This window comes from Chryseotalea sanaruensis, from assembly GCF_003990915.1.
Classification (GTDB): Bacteria; Bacteroidota; Bacteroidia; order Cytophagales; family Cyclobacteriaceae; genus Chryseotalea; species Chryseotalea sanaruensis.
This window is the reverse complement of the sequence record NZ_BHXQ01000005.1, coordinates 316511-334908: the sequence shown is the minus strand read 5'-3', so window position 1 is coordinate 334908 and position 18398 is coordinate 316511. Positions and strand designations below refer to the sequence as shown.

Annotated in this window: 19 protein-coding genes; 11 read left to right on the top strand and 8 right to left on the bottom strand. The window is 37.8% G+C overall.

The genetic code is table 11. The features are described from left to right. Positions 1 to 95 precede the first annotated feature (95 nt). Positions 96 to 842, top strand: a complete 747-nt coding sequence (locus SanaruYs_RS14705) for a hypothetical protein (RefSeq protein ID WP_127123345.1) — start codon at positions 96 to 98, stop codon at positions 840 to 842. Between the two features lie 85 nt (positions 843 to 927). Here the strand turns inward: SanaruYs_RS14705 and SanaruYs_RS20120 are convergent, their stop codons facing one another. Next, complete coding sequence (locus SanaruYs_RS20120) at positions 928 to 1077, bottom strand: hypothetical protein (protein WP_160118674.1); 150 nt, start codon at positions 1075 to 1077, stop codon at positions 928 to 930. A gap of 123 nt (positions 1078 to 1200) precedes the next feature. On the opposite strand from SanaruYs_RS20120, the gene SanaruYs_RS14700 reads away from it, so the two are divergent. From SanaruYs_RS14700 to SanaruYs_RS14685, 4 genes are all read left to right on the top strand, one after another. Beyond that, positions 1201 to 1998 (top strand): hypothetical protein, encoded by a 798-nt coding sequence (locus tag SanaruYs_RS14700; protein ID WP_127123344.1) that lies wholly within the window; start codon positions 1201 to 1203, stop codon positions 1996 to 1998. A gap of 177 nt (positions 1999 to 2175) precedes the next feature. Further along, on the top strand, positions 2176 to 2742 hold the full coding sequence (locus SanaruYs_RS14695; RefSeq protein WP_127123343.1) for a Crp/Fnr family transcriptional regulator: 567 nt from the start codon (positions 2176 to 2178) through the stop codon (positions 2740 to 2742). Positions 2743 to 2805: 63 nt separating this feature from the next. Next, positions 2806 to 3387, top strand: coding sequence for an NAD(P)H-dependent oxidoreductase (locus SanaruYs_RS14690; protein ID WP_127123342.1), 582 nt, complete (start codon positions 2806 to 2808; stop codon positions 3385 to 3387). A 678-nt stretch (positions 3388 to 4065) separates the two neighbouring features. Beyond that, positions 4066 to 4422 carry a bleomycin resistance protein gene (locus tag SanaruYs_RS14685; RefSeq protein ID WP_127123341.1) on the top strand — a complete coding sequence of 119 codons (357 nt, stop codon included), beginning with the start codon at positions 4066 to 4068 and terminating at the stop codon, positions 4420 to 4422. Positions 4423 to 4565: 143 nt separating this feature from the next. Here SanaruYs_RS14685 and SanaruYs_RS14680 read toward each other — a convergent pair whose 3' ends face one another. From SanaruYs_RS14680 to SanaruYs_RS14670, 3 genes are read right to left on the bottom strand one after another with little or no spacing between them, the layout of a single operon-like run. Beyond that, positions 4566 to 4988 carry a response regulator gene (locus tag SanaruYs_RS14680; RefSeq protein WP_127123340.1) on the bottom strand — a complete coding sequence of 141 codons (423 nt, stop codon included), beginning with the start codon at positions 4986 to 4988 and terminating at the stop codon, positions 4566 to 4568. Then, on the bottom strand, positions 4985 to 6088 hold the full coding sequence (locus tag SanaruYs_RS14675; RefSeq protein ID WP_160118673.1) for a sensor histidine kinase: 1104 nt from the start codon (positions 6086 to 6088) through the stop codon (positions 4985 to 4987). Before SanaruYs_RS14675 ends, SanaruYs_RS14680 begins: the two co-directional genes overlap by 4 nt. Before the next feature lie 53 nt (positions 6089 to 6141). After that, positions 6142 to 6621, bottom strand: a complete 480-nt coding sequence (locus SanaruYs_RS14670) for a hypothetical protein (protein ID WP_127123338.1) — start codon at positions 6619 to 6621, stop codon at positions 6142 to 6144. Positions 6622 to 7068: 447 nt separating this feature from the next. Between SanaruYs_RS14670 and SanaruYs_RS14665 the strand changes: the two genes are divergently transcribed. The 6 genes from SanaruYs_RS14665 to SanaruYs_RS14640 all read left to right on the top strand — a co-directional run bounded on the left by SanaruYs_RS14665 (position 7069) and on the right by SanaruYs_RS14640 (position 16516). Next, a complete protein-coding gene (locus SanaruYs_RS14665) occupies positions 7069 to 7716 on the top strand; it encodes a TetR/AcrR family transcriptional regulator (RefSeq protein WP_127123337.1) in 648 nt (215 codons plus the stop codon). A gap of 33 nt (positions 7717 to 7749) precedes the next feature. Continuing rightward, positions 7750 to 9120 (top strand): TolC family protein, encoded by a 1371-nt coding sequence (locus tag SanaruYs_RS14660; RefSeq protein ID WP_127123336.1) that lies wholly within the window; start codon positions 7750 to 7752, stop codon positions 9118 to 9120. 143 nt (positions 9121 to 9263) lie between these two features. Beyond that, a complete protein-coding gene (locus SanaruYs_RS14655; RefSeq protein WP_127123335.1) occupies positions 9264 to 10310 on the top strand; it encodes an efflux RND transporter periplasmic adaptor subunit in 1047 nt (348 codons plus the stop codon). 50 nt (positions 10311 to 10360) lie between these two features. Continuing rightward, positions 10361 to 13411: an efflux RND transporter permease subunit gene (locus tag SanaruYs_RS14650; RefSeq protein ID WP_127123334.1), complete on the top strand. Its 3051-nt coding sequence runs from the start codon at positions 10361 to 10363 to the stop codon at positions 13409 to 13411. Positions 13412 to 13623: 212 nt separating this feature from the next. Beyond that, on the top strand, positions 13624 to 14379 hold the full coding sequence (locus tag SanaruYs_RS14645) for a hypothetical protein (RefSeq protein ID WP_127123333.1): 756 nt from the start codon (positions 13624 to 13626) through the stop codon (positions 14377 to 14379). Between the two features lie 253 nt (positions 14380 to 14632). After that, a complete protein-coding gene (locus tag SanaruYs_RS14640; protein WP_127123332.1) occupies positions 14633 to 16516 on the top strand; it encodes a sensor histidine kinase in 1884 nt (627 codons plus the stop codon). Here SanaruYs_RS14640 and SanaruYs_RS14635 read toward each other — a convergent pair. The 4 genes from SanaruYs_RS14635 to SanaruYs_RS14620 are packed head-to-tail and all read right to left on the bottom strand — an operon-like array spanning position 16513 to position 18385. Then, a complete protein-coding gene (locus tag SanaruYs_RS14635; RefSeq protein ID WP_127123331.1) occupies positions 16513 to 16947 on the bottom strand; it encodes a (4Fe-4S)-binding protein in 435 nt (144 codons plus the stop codon). The two genes, SanaruYs_RS14640 and SanaruYs_RS14635, sit on opposite strands and share 4 nt — an antisense overlap. An 8-nt stretch (positions 16948 to 16955) precedes the next feature. Further along, positions 16956 to 17372 carry an OsmC family protein gene (locus tag SanaruYs_RS14630; RefSeq protein ID WP_127123330.1) on the bottom strand — a complete coding sequence of 139 codons (417 nt, stop codon included), beginning with the start codon at positions 17370 to 17372 and terminating at the stop codon, positions 16956 to 16958. Beyond that, positions 17359 to 17937, bottom strand: coding sequence for a nitroreductase family protein (locus tag SanaruYs_RS14625; protein WP_160118672.1), 579 nt, complete (start codon positions 17935 to 17937; stop codon positions 17359 to 17361). Before SanaruYs_RS14625 ends, SanaruYs_RS14630 begins: the two co-directional genes overlap by 14 nt. A gap of 49 nt (positions 17938 to 17986) precedes the next feature. Next, positions 17987 to 18385: a DUF6069 family protein gene (locus tag SanaruYs_RS14620; protein WP_127123328.1), complete on the bottom strand. Its 399-nt coding sequence runs from the start codon at positions 18383 to 18385 to the stop codon at positions 17987 to 17989. Between the last annotated feature and the right edge of the window lie 13 nt (positions 18386 to 18398).

The following is an 18398-nucleotide window of genomic DNA, read 5'->3' as shown; positions in this document are numbered from 1 at the left end:
ATGAAGAGGCATCACCCCTGCGAAGACAATACGAGAAATTAATATCTTTATGATATGGATACAATAAAATGTGTCTGTCATGTAAAATACATTTTATGAAGATACTCTTTAAAGTTGTGGTTTTTTTAAAAAATGCGGGGATAATAAGTAGAATTATTGTGATGGGCGTTGCTTTCATTTTACTCACAAGTGTTTTTGTACCAGATCTCATTTTCAATTTGGAGATAAAAAATCCTAAGCGATACACTATTGAAGAGATCAGAACAATCGCTAAAGAAGACCTGCCTAGATATATCATTCTCGATAACGCACAGCCACTCTATAGCTCAGAAATACTCGAAACTTCAGATGCTGACACTGCTAAAGAAAATTCATTACCCCTTCCGATTGAAAGTTATAGCTATATATTGTCCCAACGTGTTAACAAAAACGGTGACACTACAATCTCTAGTATTTTCTATCCTGTATACTCAAAGAAAGAGATACAAGAAAATCCCAACCCATCGATTACCAATATGACATGCTATGTTGTGATCGAAGATGTGAAAGTAACCAAAAACTCGCTTGAAGATGATTCCTATTTTACCAATGCTGGCTTTTCAATAGAAGGTCAATTTGATGGCTCAGAAATTGGAGAAGAGAAGCTGTCAATTTTTGCTGAAAGTGGTTACTTGATTAGTGACAATGTTATTTTATTGAAGAAAGGACTAACGCTATTGTCATTAAAAGCATCAATCATTCTAACCTTGGTGGCTTTACTAGTACTTATTTTGTTTGTTTTCAGTTTTATGCCATTCGATTTCCTCTTCAATATTTTCAGGCAAGATCGAGAAACCCAGTAAATTCGCTCCGCTATTGTTGGTGTTGCGCGTTGTAAAGTGGGAAAGATCACCAACAATTGATACCAAATGAATAGTACAGTTACGCTTACAATATTACCGAATTGCTAAGTCGTCTGCTTGTTGGTGCATCACGCACGCAAACCCTAACCGCAACACCAACAAGTGTGAGGAGAAGCCAAACCTCAGAAGTGAAGCTCACCCAACACCATGTAAACCATTTCTTTGTGTTTTTCATTACTTAACATCCAATTATAGTCTCGCACCGCGGATGTGTTGATAACCAACTTAAGTCGGGCATTTAATTAATATGTATTATAAATTTTATTTTGATTAAATTGGTTCAAAATCTATAACACCTATGGATGCCCTATCAGAACCCCCTCAACCTAAGTCCAAAAAATTTTTATCAGGAAATTTCAACAAATATCTCTTTGAATTTAGTCTACTGTTCCTTGCCGTTTTCTTAGGATTTTTTGCGGATAGCATGAGAGAGGAGAATGCCGAAAAGCAACTTGCCTACGAACTTGCTAAGAGCTTTTATGAAGAACTCAAAAATGATTCCATCACAGTCATGTCCAAAATAGAAGGGCGTATAAAAAAAGAAAAAGCCATCGACTATATGGTCACCTTTTTGAAAGACAGTAGCCTGCACACAAGTTCAAAAAGTCTGGCAATAAATTTCTTGTGGGCTACCACAGCCCGAACGCCAATAATCTTTACGCCTCGCACGGTCATATTTCAGCAGTTAAAAAGTTCAGGAAGCCTGCGTTATTTTAAGAATCAACGCTTGCAGCAATTGGTGGGCGATTTGTCTGTCTCCATTGAATATATCCTTGAGCGGCAAGAACTAGAAGCCGCAGTATATAAATTGTATATCGAGCCAATCATGATTGATCACATGGATTTCGACTTTCAAGGTAAGTTATTTGATACAGGAATTTTTGATCGCCTGGCTAGTTACGAAAGCAGTGATGAGTATATTCCCTTTCATTTATCGCAGCCGGAAAAGATTAACCGGGAGGCATATATCAATGCCCTTAGGTATTACCACACTAACAATATTAAATCTACGCGCATGATTCCTTTTGAAGCCTATGTCAAGGTGAATGCTGAACTGCTGAAAGAACTCCGTCATGAATTCCAATTAACCTATTAGCTAAATGGCTGCATCTCTCTCAATAAGGAGTAAGACCAGAGGCGCACAAGGCAATACACAAGCTTCCAATTAACCTTCAAGATAGTCTCGCAAAGCGAACGATACGATGCTGTAGTAATTAACAATGAAGTGGCACGGACCCTAAGGCGATAAAGAGAGAAATGGATTAACCAAAAAATGATAAAAAAATATTTACAGTCCTTTCATGTTTTAACAGATGATGAAATAGAAAATTTCATTCAACTTTCAACCAAAAGAAATTTGAACAAATCAGATTATTTTATTCGTGAAACCGAAACCTGTCAAGAAGTGGCCTTTGTCCAAACAGGTACTTTTCGCTCTTACTATATTTCAGACAAAGGAGAAGAAACTACGTATTGCATTACCTTTCCAAACAATCTGATGACAGCTTACTCCTCTTTTATTACAGGACAGAGTACTGAGGAGAATATCCAGGCCATTACTTCGGCTGAATTATTGATAATTCCTAAAAACAAAATTGATGGCCTTGCCTTAAAAAATCCAAATTGGTTAAAGTTCATGAAAATCGTTGCCGAGCAACAGTATGTTGAACTTGAAAACAGAATTTTTAAACTACAGAAAAAAAGTGCTACACAGCGATATATCGATTTGCTTAAACATCAGCCTGAGTATGTACAAAACATCCCATTGCAATACTTGGCTTCATACTTAGGCATCACTCAAAGGCATTTAAGTCGGATAAGAAAAGAGATTTCTTTTTAGACAAATGTCCTAAAATAAGAATAACTCCAGCTCTACTTTTGAATTTAATTAAATCAAGAGCAGATGAGCAAAAAAATACTTATCATTAATGGTCATCCAAATAAGGAAGCTTTCAATTTTGGAATTGCAGCTGCGTATAAAAGAGGGGCGGAAACCTCAGGAGCAGCAGTAAAAGAAGTTATCATTGCAGATCTCAAGTTCAATCCCAACTTGCAATTTGGCTATCAAAAAAGAATCGACCTGGAATCTGACTTGAAAGAAGCCTGGGAAAAAATTAAATGGGCCGATCATTTAGTCTGGGTTCATCCTGTTTGGTGGGGAGGACTTCCTGCTATTAGCAAGGGCTTTATTGACAGACTCTTTTTGCCAGGCTTTGCATTTAAATATCGGGAAAACTCTGTTTGGTGGGAAAAACTATTGAAAGGTAAAACTGCTCATATCATAACCACAATGGATCAACCAGGTTGGTATTACTGGCTTGTTTATGGAAGGCCCAGTATCAATCAATTAAAAAAATCAACGCTGGAATTTTGCGGAGTAAAACCCGTACGTACCACATATATTGGTGTTGTTAAAAGCTCCTCTGAAAGTTTAAGGAAACAATGGTTAAGAAAAGTTGGGCAATTAGGAAGAAAGCAGAAATAAAAAATGAAGTCAGGATATACTTACGCTGGACATGCTAAGCAAAAGTGATAGTGTACTAATATCAGGTGGAATAGATAATAATATATACTATTGTCTATGCGGCCCAAAAAATAGCATGAACGCACCTGCTGGAAGAAAAAAGATGACTATAAGTTTTATCCATACAAAAGGTGCACAAATTTTATATCCCACCTCATTTTTAACAGGCCGATAATAAATTTTTATTCTATCGCCCGGCTTTCGCTATGTTATATTAGTAAGTACAAGATGGCGTATTATCGTTTTACTATTAGGGTCGACAAATCCAATTTCAGGATATCGCATAATCTGTTTACCTCCATCATCGTCCGTCCATGGTGATTCAACAATGCGAATTACTTTTGCCCGTATGCGCTTACTTAAAATAAGGTCTCTAAAATCAATAAATAGAATCAATACTATTATGAATACTAATAGAATTCCGAATAGTGTCGAAATAATAATTAGAAACTGATTTGAGCATCCATAAATACAAGATAAGAGATTTAGAGTCAACTTGTATCTGGCTCTTTGCTAAATAGAGTCGGGCTTATTGTAATTATGGTACATAATCTTAACTTATTAGGCTTAAAGCAAAAGAGTGCGCACAAATCATTATAGCTGGGATGATTTAATAACCTAATGATAAATTTAAACAATATGCTTACAACAATTCACCCTAAGTTGCCTATGCGCGACAAAAGCGTTACCAAAAACTACTATTTGAATATGCTCGGATTTTCTGAATTTGGTGGCCAGGATTATGAAGGCTATCTCATGGTGGAAAAAGATAACATACAAATTCATTTTTTTGAGTTTAGGGCGCTTGATCCAAAAGAAAATTATGGCCAAGTCTATATTCGTGCCAACGAAATAGAAAGTTTATACCAGGCCATGCTCAATAATAATGTAAACATACACCCAGCAGGACAATTACAACGCAAAGCCTGGGGGCAAAAAGAATTTTCTTTGTTAGACCCTGATAACAACCTGCTAACGTTTGGAGAACAATTATAAAAAAGATGTGCGCCCAAGTTTCTCTTCTTTCATCTGGTACTACACAATGAATAAGTTGAATTTAAAAAATACAACGAGTGGAAATCAAATAATAGTAAATAATATGCTACTGTAAACGATGAAATGTCAGGTACGAGAAATGATTAATCGGCAAAATTTTTCTGAACTATTTTCTTGAAAACTTCAGGTGTAAGGGGTTTATGTACAAATTCTTTCACTACAGGTATTGCGGTAGCTCTTTCTCTGTCGTCAGGATTAATACTTGTTGTCAACATTGCTATCACCGATCGTTCATGTATATCCGATGAGAGTTCGTTGTATTTGGCCAGAAAATCCCAACCGTTCATACCGGGCATGTTGATGTCTAGAAAAATAATACCCGGCTTAGGGCTATCCGCGAAAGTTTCTCTGCCTAGCAAAAAATCAAGCCCCTCTTTTGCTGAGCTTACGGCCTGCACATGCACTTGAGTGCATTCTTCCTTCAATATTATTTTATGATAAAAGTTTGTAGCCTCATCATCGTCAATTAGCAAGACGCATTCCAGTTTATTAATTTTTTCGTTCATATAATTTTAGATAAAGTGAAATAAAAAGAAGTGCCGACTCCTTTAATGGATTTAAGCCAAATTTTTCCGCCATGCAACTCTACTATCTTACGGCAATAAGCCAACCCCAAGCCTGTTCCTTCGTACTGTTCAGCTGAATGCAGACGCTGAAAAATGTAGAATATTTTTTGGTGATCAGTTTCTTCTATTCCAATACCATTGTCCTTTACACAAAACTCAACATGAGTGCTATCACTATGCGCAGATAATTCAATGCTGGGTGCTACATCAGCTCTTCTGAATTTTAGTCCATTACTGATCAAGTTCTGAAATAGCAAGCGCAATTCAATTGAATTGCCTTTAACATCAGGTAGCGGATGGATTGTAATGGAAGCATTTACGGCTTTCAAAGTTGAATCAAAATCCAATATAATATTACGTACCAGCTCCTGACAATCTACAGTTTCTGTTTCTCGCTTGTTACCAATTCTACTAAAATCTAATAGTCCTTTAATCATGACCGTCATCCTGTTGGTTGCGGTAGCCACATAATCGAGCACCTTTCTTCCTTGATCATCAAAACTATCGTAGTACTTGCGGGTAATGAGTTGGGTCATGTTACTGATGGTACGAAGTGGTTCTTGTAAATCATGACTTGCAATACTCGTGAAACGCTCAAGTTCTCGATTTTTAACTATTAAATCGGCATTCAGATTTTCGAGTTTTAACTTTTGATCTGATAATTGATCTTGTTGTTCATCCAATGCTCTTACTTTCTCCCGCAGTGCAATTGTGCTTTCTGAAAGTCGTTTGTTAATTCCTTCAAGGCTAGAAAAACCACTCTTTGCAATGAATACCATTACTACACAAATCCAAATAACCACCAATGATATAATGAAATTCGCTTTTGATAATTCATCAGGATTAACAGCCATTTCTGGGGATTGTGTTGCGGAAAAAATAGTGAGCGCGGTACATATCATTGCCGTGTAGGTAGTAGCACGTTTTCCAGGCAAGAGCCAACTGTATAAGATTACTATAGCATACATACTGGCAACCGCTACTGTGCTATCTGTATTCATATCTACTATGAAAACAACGCTCGTAATTAATGTCGCCATAAAAATTAAGACGGCATTCTGCATAAAGATTAAAACCCTTCGCTGAGTAGTCATTAATCAGCCTTATTATTCAATTGCATTTTTAATTCTGCGATTTCGGCTTCATACTTTCTCAATTGCTTTTCCAACTGATATGTTCTTAACTCATCTTCCGGACGTGTATCTATCAACTTAGGCAAATCTCGAATAAGCACAAAAGCAGTAGCCATACTCACAAAAGCTGTTAACACCCGTAAAAGCGCGCTCACGCGATAACCGGGCCACCAAAACATCAATGCATCAACAAGATGTGTACTCCCACATAGAATAATAAACGCACCGAATAACCAGAAGACAGGTAAGAATGGCAAACTGTGGCGCTTTTGGATAAAGAAAATGATAATGGCGGGGATCACAAAATAGGCTAGCCAAATGGCAATGTCACTGGTGATATATAGCCACCCATGAAACGATGACCATTTACCACACACCCAGCGTGCAGGCCAATCATCGGTCTGAAATAGTTTAGAAAAGAATTCAGTTATCTGCTCCATGTGATATTCGATTATTTTGAATAAAATAGGTTAAGTACTCAAAAGCAGAAGTAAAGGACTCTTTTTGCGAGTCAATCGAGTTTAATGCCCATTTCATTAATGTGTTAGTAAGATGCAATTTTTTGAAATATATCCCCACCTTTTGAGCACATATCCTTCAGGAAGCTTGCAGCGTGAAACTTTAGGGCTGTCGCTACTAGCTATGGGTTATTACCTGCTTCCGTTTGGTGAATTTCTATTAAAAAAACATACCAGTCACCCTACTACGCAAGATCTCAGAACAGTAAATCTCCCAAAAGGGTGCTCCATTAATCAGTTTTTGACCGCTCAGTAAAACAAGAAATCAAAATTTTTTGCCTCATTATCAGATACTTATAAATTTTTGGCTAAAAATACTAGGGAGATACTAAACACTGTTCAGAATAATTCCGTTGTTTTGCTATCGATATGGGAGTAGCCGAAAGAAAAGAGAGACATAAGGAAGATCTGAAAAAAGATATTCTAACCGCAGCTAAGCAATTGTTTACAGAAAAAGGCTTCGAAGCAACCTCTATTCGCGCTATCGCAGAAAAAATTGAGTACTCACCTGCTACCATCTATCTCTATTATAAAGACAAGAATGAAATTGTTCATGCCTTGCATCAAGATGGTTTCAACTTATTAATGCAGCATTTCAGTACTATCGATTTTGGTCAATCTGCTTTCTCACGCCTCATTGCCTTAGGCAAGGCTTATATGCAATTCGCATTCGAACATCCTGATGTGTATACGCTTATCTTTTCTATGAAAGAGCCAATGCAGCATGTAACAGATTGCGAAAAAGAATGGCATGAAGGCGATCGCGCTTTCTCTTTATTATACAGAACTGTAGAGGAGTGCAAGAAAGAAGGTTATTTCAAAGACCTTGAGTCAGTTGGTCTGTCTTTTATGATCTGGAGTAGCATGCACGGACTTTGTACTTTGCGAACCAGTGGTCATTTAGAACACATGGCCACCTCTTGTGCAGAAGTAACAGATTTAAACATGGATGTAAACACTTTATTGGATCACAACTTCGGAACATTTATAGCGCTCTTAGAAAAACTAAAAAACTAAAATTTTTTATCCCCTCACTTAACACTGTTCATTATGAGAACACCATTAACAAAATCCCTTCTATCCCTCCAGCTACTGGTTGTGTTGTTTGCAACGCAGTCGCTATACGCACAAAGCCTGGAAGATTATATCCGTCAGGGTATTGATTCTAATCAGGTACTCCAGCAAAAAACTGTTATGCTCAACAAAGCCATGCTGGCTTTGAAAATAGCTAATGGCATGTTTGCTCCTTCTGTTGGTCTTATCGGTAACTATACTACTGGCGATGGTGGAAGAAGTATTGCATTACCTGTTGGTGACTTGTTAAATCCAGTATACGCTACTCTAAACCAACTTACCACCAGCGATCAGTTTCCGCAAATTGAAAATGTAAATCAGAATTTTTTTCCTAAAAATTTTTACGATGTGCGTGTGCGTACTTCCATGCCGCTTATCAATACTGATCTGGTTTACAATAAGAAAATTCAGCAACAACAAAAGCTATTACAAGAATATGAAGTAGTGGTGTACAAACGAGAGCTTGTAAAAAATATAAAAACTGCATACTACAATTATTTAAACGCTTTAGAAGCACAAGGCATCTACCAAAGTGCTATGAACAGGGCGTTGGAAAGTAAACGTGTAAATGAGTCACTGCTAACAAATGGAAAAGGATTACCTGCTTATGTACTTCGTGCAGAAAGTGAAATCGAAAGTATTAAAGCACAGGCTACCGAAGCTGAACAGCAGGTAAAAAATGCAAAACTGTATTTTAACTTTCTCTTGAACAGAGATAGCGATGCACCCATCAATGCCGACTTTAATGCTGTGGACGCAGTTAACGAGGTTGTCAGTACTTTCCAGAGTGAAAACATTGCTCGTGAACGCGAAGAGTTATTGCAATTACAAAGTGCAGTAGAGCTCAATACTACAGTGTTAAATATGAAACAAGCTTTCTGGATGCCAAAACTAAGTGGCTTTGTAGACTTAGGTGCTCAGGCTGAAAACTTAAAATACAACAATGACGCCAACTACTATTTGATTGGTCTACAACTCGATATGCCTCTATTTGCTGGTTTTACTAATCGCCATCGCATACAACAATCGAAACTTGATGTTAGAAATGCTGAACTCAACCGCAGTCTTGTAGCCAGTCAATTAAAAATGAGTACACAGTTTGCGCGCAATACGGTGAGCAGTGCCTACCAAAATTATGTATCAGCACAAAAGCAATATGAAGCTTCGCTCAGCTATCAAAAATTGATAGATAAAGGTTATAAAGAAGGTGTCAGCACTTTTATTGAAAGTATCGATGCTCGCAATCAGCTAACCACAACGCAACTATTGCTAAACATTAACCGATACAAAGTACTCATTGCTGCTGCTAACCTTGAACGAGAAACAGCTGCCTATTCACTGAAGTAATAACAAATACATAACGACTATTAAATCCGTCAGGCCACTTAATACCAATACCAACAGCGGTCAGACGGATCCAAAAGAAAACTATTAGTTAACTGATAAAATTATTACAGACCCCAAATTATACAACACTCAACAACAAAACGATGAAACTAAACTCCCTATTCCTCATGGTTGCAGCCCTGATCATTGTTCAGGCCTGCACCACAAGCCAAGGCAACAACGAAAAGCAATTGGCTAAAGATGTTATCCCCGTTACGGTTAAACCGCTTACCAAAGAAAAACTTAATTCTACCATTCAAAGCTCAGGTGTATTCACAACGGATGATGAAACATTTTTGTCTTTTAAAACTGGTGGTGTTATCGATAAGATATTTGTAAAAGAAGGTGATGCCATTAAAAAAGATCAAATACTGGCACGCTTAAATCTTACTGAAATTTCTGCGCAAGTATCGCAAGCTAAACTAGCTTTCGAAAAAGCTAAACGCGATTACAAGCGTGTCGAAAATTTATACAAAGACAGTGTGGCAACACTTGAGCAATACCAAAATGCTAAAACAGGCATGCAGGTAGCACAGCAACAAATGGATGCAGCAAATTTTAACCTTAGTTACTCTGAAATTAAAGCTCTAAGTGATGGTTTTATCCTTCGTAAAATCGCTAACGAAGGACAAGTAATCACCTCTGGCAGTGCCGTATTTCAAACCAATGGTGCTTCAGAAAATAAATGGAAAGTAAAAGTAGGTGTGAGTGATCGCGAGTGGGCTTTAATCAATATTGGGGATGTGGCAGAAGTGAGCACCGATGCAACACCAAATCTAGTTCATGAGGCTTTTGTTAGCAGAAAATCAGAAGCCACCGATGGCATGGGTGGTGCCTTCAACATAGAACTTACCCTTAAAAACAAAAGTGAAAACCTGGCCAGCGGTTTATTTGCCAAAGTAAATATTACCACCAGCAAAGCACAGCGTGGCTGGCGTATTCCCTACACTGCTTTATTGGATGGTGATGCCCAAACAGGTTATGTATTTACCACCAACGATTCAAAAACGGTGCAGAAAACAATAGTAAGTATTGGCCGCATTACTAAAGACGAAGTGATCATCGTATCTGGTTTAGATGATAAGCAACTGCTGATTATATCCGGTAGCGCCTACTTAAAGGATGGTTCATCTATTAAAGTTATCCAGTAGTTAAATATTAGTTAATCAGACAATGCGATCTCTGTAGATCCAATACTACTATGAAAATATCAGATTATGCAGTAAAGAATTATCAGTTTACACTGGTGATCTTTCTAATGATAATAGCGCTTGGCGTTACTACAATTCTGACAATGCCACGTTCGGAAGACCCCGAACTTCATGCACCGCAATATCCAATTGTAGCCGTGTTTCCTGGTACCAGTCCTAAAGACATGGAAGAACTGGTGGTTGAGCCAATGGAACAAAAAATTTCAGGACTCGAAGGTATCAAGCGCATCAAAACAAATATCTCTGATGGTGTAGCTGTTTTATTTGTAGAATACCTCTATGAAAATGATGTTGACGATAAATACTCTGAGCTGGTTAGAGAAGTAAATGCCTTGCGCACTGAACTACCTCAAAACCTGGCGAGTCTTGAAGTGCGCAGGGTACTACCCTCTGATGTTAACATCATTCAGATCGCCTTGGTTTCCGAGAGTGCCGCGCGCGATAAAATGAAAGAAGCCGCAGAAAATTTACAGGACAAGCTGGAACAAATCAAACAACTAAAAAACGTAAAAATTCATGGTCTGCCCGATCGAATAGTACGCATAGACCTACAGTTAGAAAAAATGGCCCAGCTCCGTATTCCGCTTGAGGCTGTTATTGGAAACCTGCAAAGTGAAATCGCTAACATCCCTGGTGGTAGTGTTGATGCAAGCACCAAATCATTCAATATAAAAACCAGCGGTAATTATAAAGATGTAGATGAAATCCGCAACACCATTGTACTTTCATCAAATAACAAAAATATTCTACTAAAAGATATTGCTGCTGTCTATTTAAGTTATGAGGACGAGACACACATTACCCGATTGAATGGTTATAGAAGTATTTTTGTAACTGCTGCCCAAAAGCCAGGTGAAAACATTTCTAAAACACAGGAAATATATGCGCCCATTATTGAAGAGTTTAAAAAAACACTTCCCGTTAACATTGATCTTGTTCACCACTTCGACCAGGCTGACAATGTAAATAAGAGACTGAGTGGCTTAGGTATGGATTTTATCATTGCAATTTTACTGGTAGCCATAACGTTGCTTCCTCTCGGTCAACGTGCCGCACTCATTGTAATGATTTCGATTCCACTTTCCCTGGCAATAGGTATAGTCTTAATGAATGCCATGGGTTATACGCTTAATCAATTAAGTATTGTTGGTTTAGTGGTTGCTCTCGGTTTGTTAGTTGACGATAGTATTGTAGTAGTAGAAAATATTGAGCGCTGGTTAAGAGACGGGCATAGCAGAATGGAGGCTACTTTAAAAGCTACTCAACAAATAGGCTTGGCAGTAGTTGGCTGTACTGCAACACTCATTATCGCATTTTTACCCTTGGTATTTCTACCGGAAGCAGCCGGTGAATTTATCAGAAGTTTGCCAATGGGTGTGATTACCTCAGTATTAGCCTCTATGCTGGTTTCGCTAACTATCATTCCTTTTTTATCAAGTCGTTTGTTAAAAGAACCCCATGGTCATCCTGATGGCAACATCTTTATGCGTAGTCTTAAAAAATTTATTAATGGTAGTTACGCAGTGCTGCTTGATAAAGCTTTAGCAAAACCTTGGTGGACGATTGGTATTGCATTAGTTATTTTTATTGCTTCGCTACAACTTTTCCCGGTCATTGGTTTTAGTTTATTCCCCGCCTCTGAAAAACCACAGTTTCTGGTGGAGATTACTACTCCGCTTCAATCTAACCTGGCATATACTGATAGCATTACCAAAGAAATTGAAAAAGAACTAAGCCAATATGATGAAGTACAATATGTTGCTACCAATGTAGGCAAAGGTAATCCGCGCATCTACTACAATGTAATTCCTGAAAATGAACGAACAGATTATACACAGATTTTTGTTCAGTTGCAGGAAGATACATCGCCAGCCAAGAAACTTGCGCTGATTGAAACACTGCGGAGTAAATGGACACCCTACCCTGGTGCAAAGGTGGAAGTGAAAAACTTCGAACAAGGTCCGCCAATTAATGCACCAGTAGAGGTGAGGTTGTTTGGTGATAACTTAGACACCCTCAGAAGTCTTGCTGCAAGAGTTGAACAAACCTTAGAACAAACTGAAGGCACTTTATACATTACCAATCCTGTTACACACCTTAAGTCTGATATTAAGGTAGATATAAATAAAGATAAGGCGCAGATGCTGGGGATTCCAACTGTTACTATTGACCGCACTGTACGTTTAGCAGTAGCAGGATTAAACGTTGGTAAATTCTCTGATGAAAACGGAGATGATGTTGAGATTCTGTTAACAAAAGCAAACCAAGGTCAATCTACTCTGGATGCTTTGCAAAACCTATATATTAACAACCAACAAGGGAGAGCGATTCCGCTTAATCAAGTGGCTGACCTCAGGTTGGAGTCATCACCCATTAACATAAATCATTTCGATAAAATACGAATGGTTTCTATAACCTCTTTTGTTGGTAAAGGTTTTTTAGTTGATAATGTGATTAACGATGTAGTGACAAAAATGGATGCTATGGCTTTACCCGCTGGTTATTCCTATGGCATGGGTGGTGAAGTTGAAAGCAGACAGGAATCATTTGGCGGATTTGAAAGTGTAATCATCGTAACCATCTTCTTATTTATAGCTGTGCTGGTACTGGAGTTTGGAACATTTAAAAGTACATTAATTGTATTGTCTGTTATTCCTTTAGGAATAGTCGGTGCAGTGCTCGCTTTATTAATCACAGGCAATTCACTTTCATTTGTTGCCATAATCGGGCTGATTGCGTTAGCCGGTATTGAAGTAAAGAATACAATTTTATTGGTAGACTTTACTAACCAATTGAGAGAGCAGGGTAAATCATTAGAAGATGCTATTCGTGAAGCAGGTGAAGTTCGCTTCCTCCCAATCATTTTAACCTCAATGACCGCCATTGGTGGGTTATTACCGATTGCCTGGTCATCTAATCCTTTGATATCTCCTTTGGCTATTGTACTTATCGGTGGATTAGTCAGTTCAACGTTACTTTCAAGAATTGTAACACCTGTTGTATACAAATTAATACCTCCTCATGTTGATGTAAAAAATTAAAGATGCTAACTCCATTTCATTAATTTTAAAAGCGAATGCATAAAGGTCATGATTAAGTTCATGGCCTTTATTCTTTATAAAAAATTGAGTTTCATTTTAGTATAACGTTAATTGCTACATTCGTTACTTTACCGAAGCATATTGTAGCTCACCTGTGAATTCAATTTTTACCTCAACTTCATACGTTATAGTGTGTAAACTAATTATAATCTATGAAACTTAAATTATTCACTATCACCGCAGGCATTGCTGCAGCAGCAATGTTGAGCAGTTGTAATGTTGAGGAAAATAAACAGCTAAGAACTACTGTTGATTCACTTCAATCTGAATTACAAACAAGTATTGAGCTTGCTCAGACTTTAAATGATGTGGGGGTGCTTATCGATTCAATCGATGTAAGCAGGAATTCACTTAGTCTGCATATGGTTGAAGGCACTTCATATGCCAATTATACCGAAAGGCTTAACGACATTAATAAATATGTGAAACAGACTTTTGATAAACTGGCTGGTATGGAGGCTACCATTAAAAAGTCTAAGGCTGATAATCGCTTCTATGCCAACACTGTTAAAAAGTTAAAGCAAGATCTTGAACTAAGTACAGCGCAATTGGCAGCACTTCAGGAAGAAGTAGAAAAAGTAAGAAGTGAAAACAGTGAGTTGATGTTAGTGGTAAAACATAAGGATGAGGAGTTGTTCGAGAAGACTGAAATAATTAAGTTAAATCAGCAAGGGATTGCTTCCTTACAACAAAAAGTTGACGGTTTAATTCGTGAGGCATCTGATAGCCAGGCTGAATCATATTTTAAGCAGGCACAGGCACTTGAAACTGCCGCGGAAAGAACTAAGTTGGCTCCCCGTAAGAAAAAAGCTACACAACAAGAAGCACTTGAGTTGTACAAACTGGCTGCAACCCTTGGCTACTCTGAAGCTGAGCAACGGATTACAGCCTTATCAGAAAACATTTAATTTCTATCACCATACCAAGCACCGGTCGCTACTTAAGCGACCGGTGCTTGTTTAACGCATTTATATTCTGCAAAAAACTGTGTACCACGTATTGGGTAGTACATAAAAAAATTCCATAAAACGAGGTTTTTAGTTAATAATTCATAAAAAATAAGTACTTAAGTTCTTTTCATTTAAGTATTCCAATACTTTTAAAAGTTTAAATGAGTTAATGCTTTTCTAAGTAACAAGAGTTCGCTACTTTTCGGGGTGCATGAAGGGTAAACTGATCATCTTATTCTTTCTGCTGTTTGTTTACTCACCTTCCCCAGCACAAAGTGAACAAGACAGTCTGAAAATCATAGCTGTTCTATATAGGGCGCAAAGTATCCGGCTTAATAATCCTGATAGTGCGATCTATTATTGTAAACAAACAATCGCTTCGCTTAAGCCTAAAAACAATTACCTCAATGGTTTTGCCTATTATACACTTGCGTATAGCAATTGGGTGAAAGCTAACTATAAATTAAGTGCAGAGTATGGCTACCGCTCACTCAAATTCATGGAGACCACTCCATATGACTATGAGAAGTCCTTAATACTTTTAGAACTTTGTCGCACTTTTCTAGATCTCCATAATCCGGAGGAAGGAAGGAAATACCTGAATATGGTTTACGACATAGCAATCCTCCATCCTGAAGATCCAAAGGTACTTGCTAACTATTACAGAGAACTTTCTTTCTATTATGCGGAAGTCAATAAAAATGATTCTGCAGTTTATGCCTCCGATAAAGGAATTGAAATTTATGATCTGCTAAATGATACACTTAACACCAGTGTGTTATATGGAAGGAAAGCTCGCGTTCTTTTATCGGAAAATAAATTTAATGAGGCGCTTCAACTATCTACTAAAGCACTTATACTAGACAGTTTGGTACAGAATAAGCGTGGCTACGGCATTAGTAATTATCAAGTCGCCTCAGCTTTAGTTGGTTTAGAGCAATACGACAAGGCTATAGGCTATCTAAAAAAAGCAATCAGCACAAGTTATGAAATTAATAACTGGCAGGCTCTTTTTAAAGCACATGAGAAATTAAGCGAAGTCTATCTTTTTAAAAAGGAGCCTTACAATTCCTTAGTACATACTAACCTTGCTTCTCAGTTTAAAGACAGTTTGTTTAACGCTACCTCATTAGGTCAAATAGAAGAGATGAAAATTCTATATGAGACCGAACAAAAAGACAATACCATTTCTCTGCTTGCAAAAGAAAATGCCCTTAAACAGCAGCAAAGTAATAATCAACGCATTATAGTTTTTTCATTAATCATCATAATAATACTGTTGTGGGCTTTACTGTTCATACAAATGAATGCCAAACGGGCTCATCGTAAAGCGAACGAAGAACTCTCGTCAAAAAATAAATCGATAGAACAACAAAAGGAAGAGATGGAGGTGCAAGCTGAAAAACTGCACGACCTCAATCAACTCAAGTCCAAACTCTTTTCTGTAATAAGTCATGACCTGCGAGGCCCTGTCAATAATCTTCAATCACTTTTAGATTTATTCACAAAAAACTTACTGACACAGGAAGAATTTATTAAACATTCAGATAAGTTAAAAGCTAATGTAAATGTTACACAACGGACATTAGAAAACCTGCTGAATTGGTCGATGAGTCAGATGGAGGGCATCAGAACCAGGCCTGTAATAATTGATATTAAAGGTACGGTTGATGAAGCTACACGTTTGTTACATGACATCGCCAATCGCAAAGAAGTTGTTATAAAGAATAATATAGAAGCTACTCAATTGGTTTATGCTGATCCTGATCAGGTACAGGTTATTTTACGCAATCTTATCCACAATGGAATCAAGTTTTCTAAATCGGGTAGTTGTGTTTATGTTACTGCTAACGCAATTGAAAAAGATTGTTACATAACTATTAAAGATGAAGGGATTGGCATGACAGAGAGTGAAATACAACGCCTTGAGCTTACCAAGGATCATTTTACCAAAATTGGTACTTTACAGGAAAAAGGAACTGGACTCGGCTTTTTACTTTGTCGTGAATTTGTACAACACAATGGTGGGCAAATGTTTGTTAAGAGTGAGTCGGGTATAGGTACTGAAATTACTTTTACCTTGCCCCTGGCTTAATCGACAAAGTTTATTCTCTTGTGCGAACCATCACAATAGGGTTTATTAGATGAAGCTCCACACCTGCAGAAAGCAGTTACATTATTCTTTTTAGTCAGAATACCCTCTTTGTCTTTTATTACTACATTTCCATAAACCAATAGTGGTCCATTAGGGCTGGTCTCAACAATGGTTTCTGATTTCACCTCCACCTGTGTTTGTTCAGTGTCGCTATTCATATAATAACTAAGCGCTCCACTTGGACACTTTTTGATTTGCGCTACTATTTTTTCTGTGGTACTGTGTTCGGGTGTAACCCAAGGGCGTTTTTGTGGATCAAATACTTCACCAAGACCACGAAAGCATATTGTGGAATGGATACAATCACCAGGTTTCCAAACAATGGTAACCTCACCATTGCTATACTTTTTAATTATGTTTCTCTTATCCATTAATTATTTCAACTAATCATCGCAAGACTGGTACTGATTTTAATAGGGTTGGTTAACACCTTATGCACTGGACAGAGTTTCGCAATCTGCAACATACGCTCATGTTGTTGCTCATCAAGTTTGCCTTTTACTTCGACCAGTGTTTCAAAACCAGTGCCTCCTTCTACATCTATCGAAGCTACTGTTACTTTTATTTCTTGTACATCAAAGTTTTTTCTGTTGGCATACATGCGTAAAGTAATGGCAGTACAAGAGGCTAGTGACATTCTTAGGAAATCACCCGGTCTTGGTCCCAAGTCCTTTCCTCCGACATCAAGCGGTTCATCAGCAACAATCGTATGCGTTCGAGCAACTAATTCCGTCTTATAAATTTCTTGGCCAATGGTGGCAACTGCTACTTTTTCTTCCATCCTAAAAGATACCATTTTTTACGAAATGTTCCTGCAACAAGCGTTCTCTGGCAGTCAATTCTTTTGCCTGAATTTCTTCGGGCATCTCTTCAATCGGTGCGGGATATCCAACTGCCATCATCACTCCTAACTCAAATTCATCAGGCACATTAAAAATTTCTCTGGCTTTTTGATGATCATAACCTGCCATTTGTCGCACTTGTAAACCTAAGTCAACAGCCTGCAAAGATAATAAGGAGTTAGCGGCACCTAAATCATAAAGCGTATAGGCATTGGGTGAGTTAAAGCGTTTGAATACTTTTCGTGTTACACTAAAAATCAGCAGGGGCACATGTTGAACCCACGTCTTGTTACCTTCATTTAATACACTGAAAAATTTACTCCATAATTCCGTTTGTTCACGGGTAGCAAATAAATATTGCCAAGGTTGCTCGTTCATGCTTGAAGCTGACCAACGGGCAGCTTCAAACAAGGAGTTTATTTTCTCTTGCTCAACCAACTTCGTAGAAAAGGCTCTCGAACTTTTTCTTTGTTTGATCAGGTCGGCTACTTTAAATTCAATATTGGCTGATTTAGTCATTGTTAATTCATTGATCATCGCTTACAAACAATATTCAGGTGCATTCGGTTTACTTGCTCCATCTTGGAATTCCCCAAATCGCTAAAAATCCTGAAAAAGCATGCATGGGCGCAGCTAAAAGCCGAAATGTACTATCCAGGACTGTGCCATCCGGTAGCTGAGGTGTTGTAAACACAGGATAGAAGCTAAATAAGGTGAAACCAATACTTAGCACTAGCCATATTAGCTTCCCTTTGGGTACAAAACGCACAAAAACAAAAAACAGGAATGCACCGATTAATACAGGTAGTATTGATGAAATAGTTACTGCCATAAAAAATCCTGCAGGGATTGTAGCGCCCAATGCACTGGCTATTAAGCTCCATACATTATTAATACCGGCTCCAATAATTCCGGCTATTAATCCAGCCTTTAAGGCTTTGGTTAAGGTTAATTGATTGTTTGACATAATTTAGAATTTA

What these genes read in the sequence shown, in the direction of transcription:
- SanaruYs_RS14705 (WP_127123345.1), top strand. Translation starts at nt 96, where the DNA reads ATGAAGATACTCTTTAAAGTTGTGGTTTTTTTAAAAAATGCGGGGATA.
- SanaruYs_RS20120 (WP_160118674.1), bottom strand. Translation starts at nt 1,077, where the DNA reads ATGAAAAACACAAAGAAATGGTTTACATGGTGTTGGGTGAGCTTCACT.
- SanaruYs_RS14700 (WP_127123344.1), top strand. Translation starts at nt 1,201, where the DNA reads ATGGATGCCCTATCAGAACCCCCTCAACCTAAGTCCAAAAAATTTTTA.
- SanaruYs_RS14695 (WP_127123343.1), top strand. Translation starts at nt 2,176, where the DNA reads ATGATAAAAAAATATTTACAGTCCTTTCATGTTTTAACAGATGATGAA.
- SanaruYs_RS14690 (WP_127123342.1), top strand. Translation starts at nt 2,806, where the DNA reads ATGAGCAAAAAAATACTTATCATTAATGGTCATCCAAATAAGGAAGCT.
- SanaruYs_RS14685 (WP_127123341.1), top strand. Translation starts at nt 4,066, where the DNA reads ATGCTTACAACAATTCACCCTAAGTTGCCTATGCGCGACAAAAGCGTT.
- SanaruYs_RS14680 (WP_127123340.1), bottom strand. Translation starts at nt 4,988, where the DNA reads ATGAACGAAAAAATTAATAAACTGGAATGCGTCTTGCTAATTGACGAT.
- SanaruYs_RS14675 (WP_160118673.1), bottom strand. Translation starts at nt 6,088, where the DNA reads ATGGCGACATTAATTACGAGCGTTGTTTTCATAGTAGATATGAATACA.
- SanaruYs_RS14670 (WP_127123338.1), bottom strand. Translation starts at nt 6,621, where the DNA reads ATGGAGCAGATAACTGAATTCTTTTCTAAACTATTTCAGACCGATGAT.
- SanaruYs_RS14665 (WP_127123337.1), top strand. Translation starts at nt 7,069, where the DNA reads ATGGGAGTAGCCGAAAGAAAAGAGAGACATAAGGAAGATCTGAAAAAA.
- SanaruYs_RS14660 (WP_127123336.1), top strand. Translation starts at nt 7,750, where the DNA reads ATGAGAACACCATTAACAAAATCCCTTCTATCCCTCCAGCTACTGGTT.
- SanaruYs_RS14655 (WP_127123335.1), top strand. Translation starts at nt 9,264, where the DNA reads ATGAAACTAAACTCCCTATTCCTCATGGTTGCAGCCCTGATCATTGTT.
- SanaruYs_RS14650 (WP_127123334.1), top strand. Translation starts at nt 10,361, where the DNA reads ATGAAAATATCAGATTATGCAGTAAAGAATTATCAGTTTACACTGGTG.
- SanaruYs_RS14645 (WP_127123333.1), top strand. Translation starts at nt 13,624, where the DNA reads ATGAAACTTAAATTATTCACTATCACCGCAGGCATTGCTGCAGCAGCA.
- SanaruYs_RS14640 (WP_127123332.1), top strand. Translation starts at nt 14,633, where the DNA reads ATGAAGGGTAAACTGATCATCTTATTCTTTCTGCTGTTTGTTTACTCA.
- SanaruYs_RS14635 (WP_127123331.1), bottom strand. Translation starts at nt 16,947, where the DNA reads ATGGATAAGAGAAACATAATTAAAAAGTATAGCAATGGTGAGGTTACC.
- SanaruYs_RS14630 (WP_127123330.1), bottom strand. Translation starts at nt 17,372, where the DNA reads ATGGTATCTTTTAGGATGGAAGAAAAAGTAGCAGTTGCCACCATTGGC.
- SanaruYs_RS14625 (WP_160118672.1), bottom strand. Translation starts at nt 17,937, where the DNA reads ATGACTAAATCAGCCAATATTGAATTTAAAGTAGCCGACCTGATCAAA.
- SanaruYs_RS14620 (WP_127123328.1), bottom strand. Translation starts at nt 18,385, where the DNA reads ATGTCAAACAATCAATTAACCTTAACCAAAGCCTTAAAGGCTGGATTA.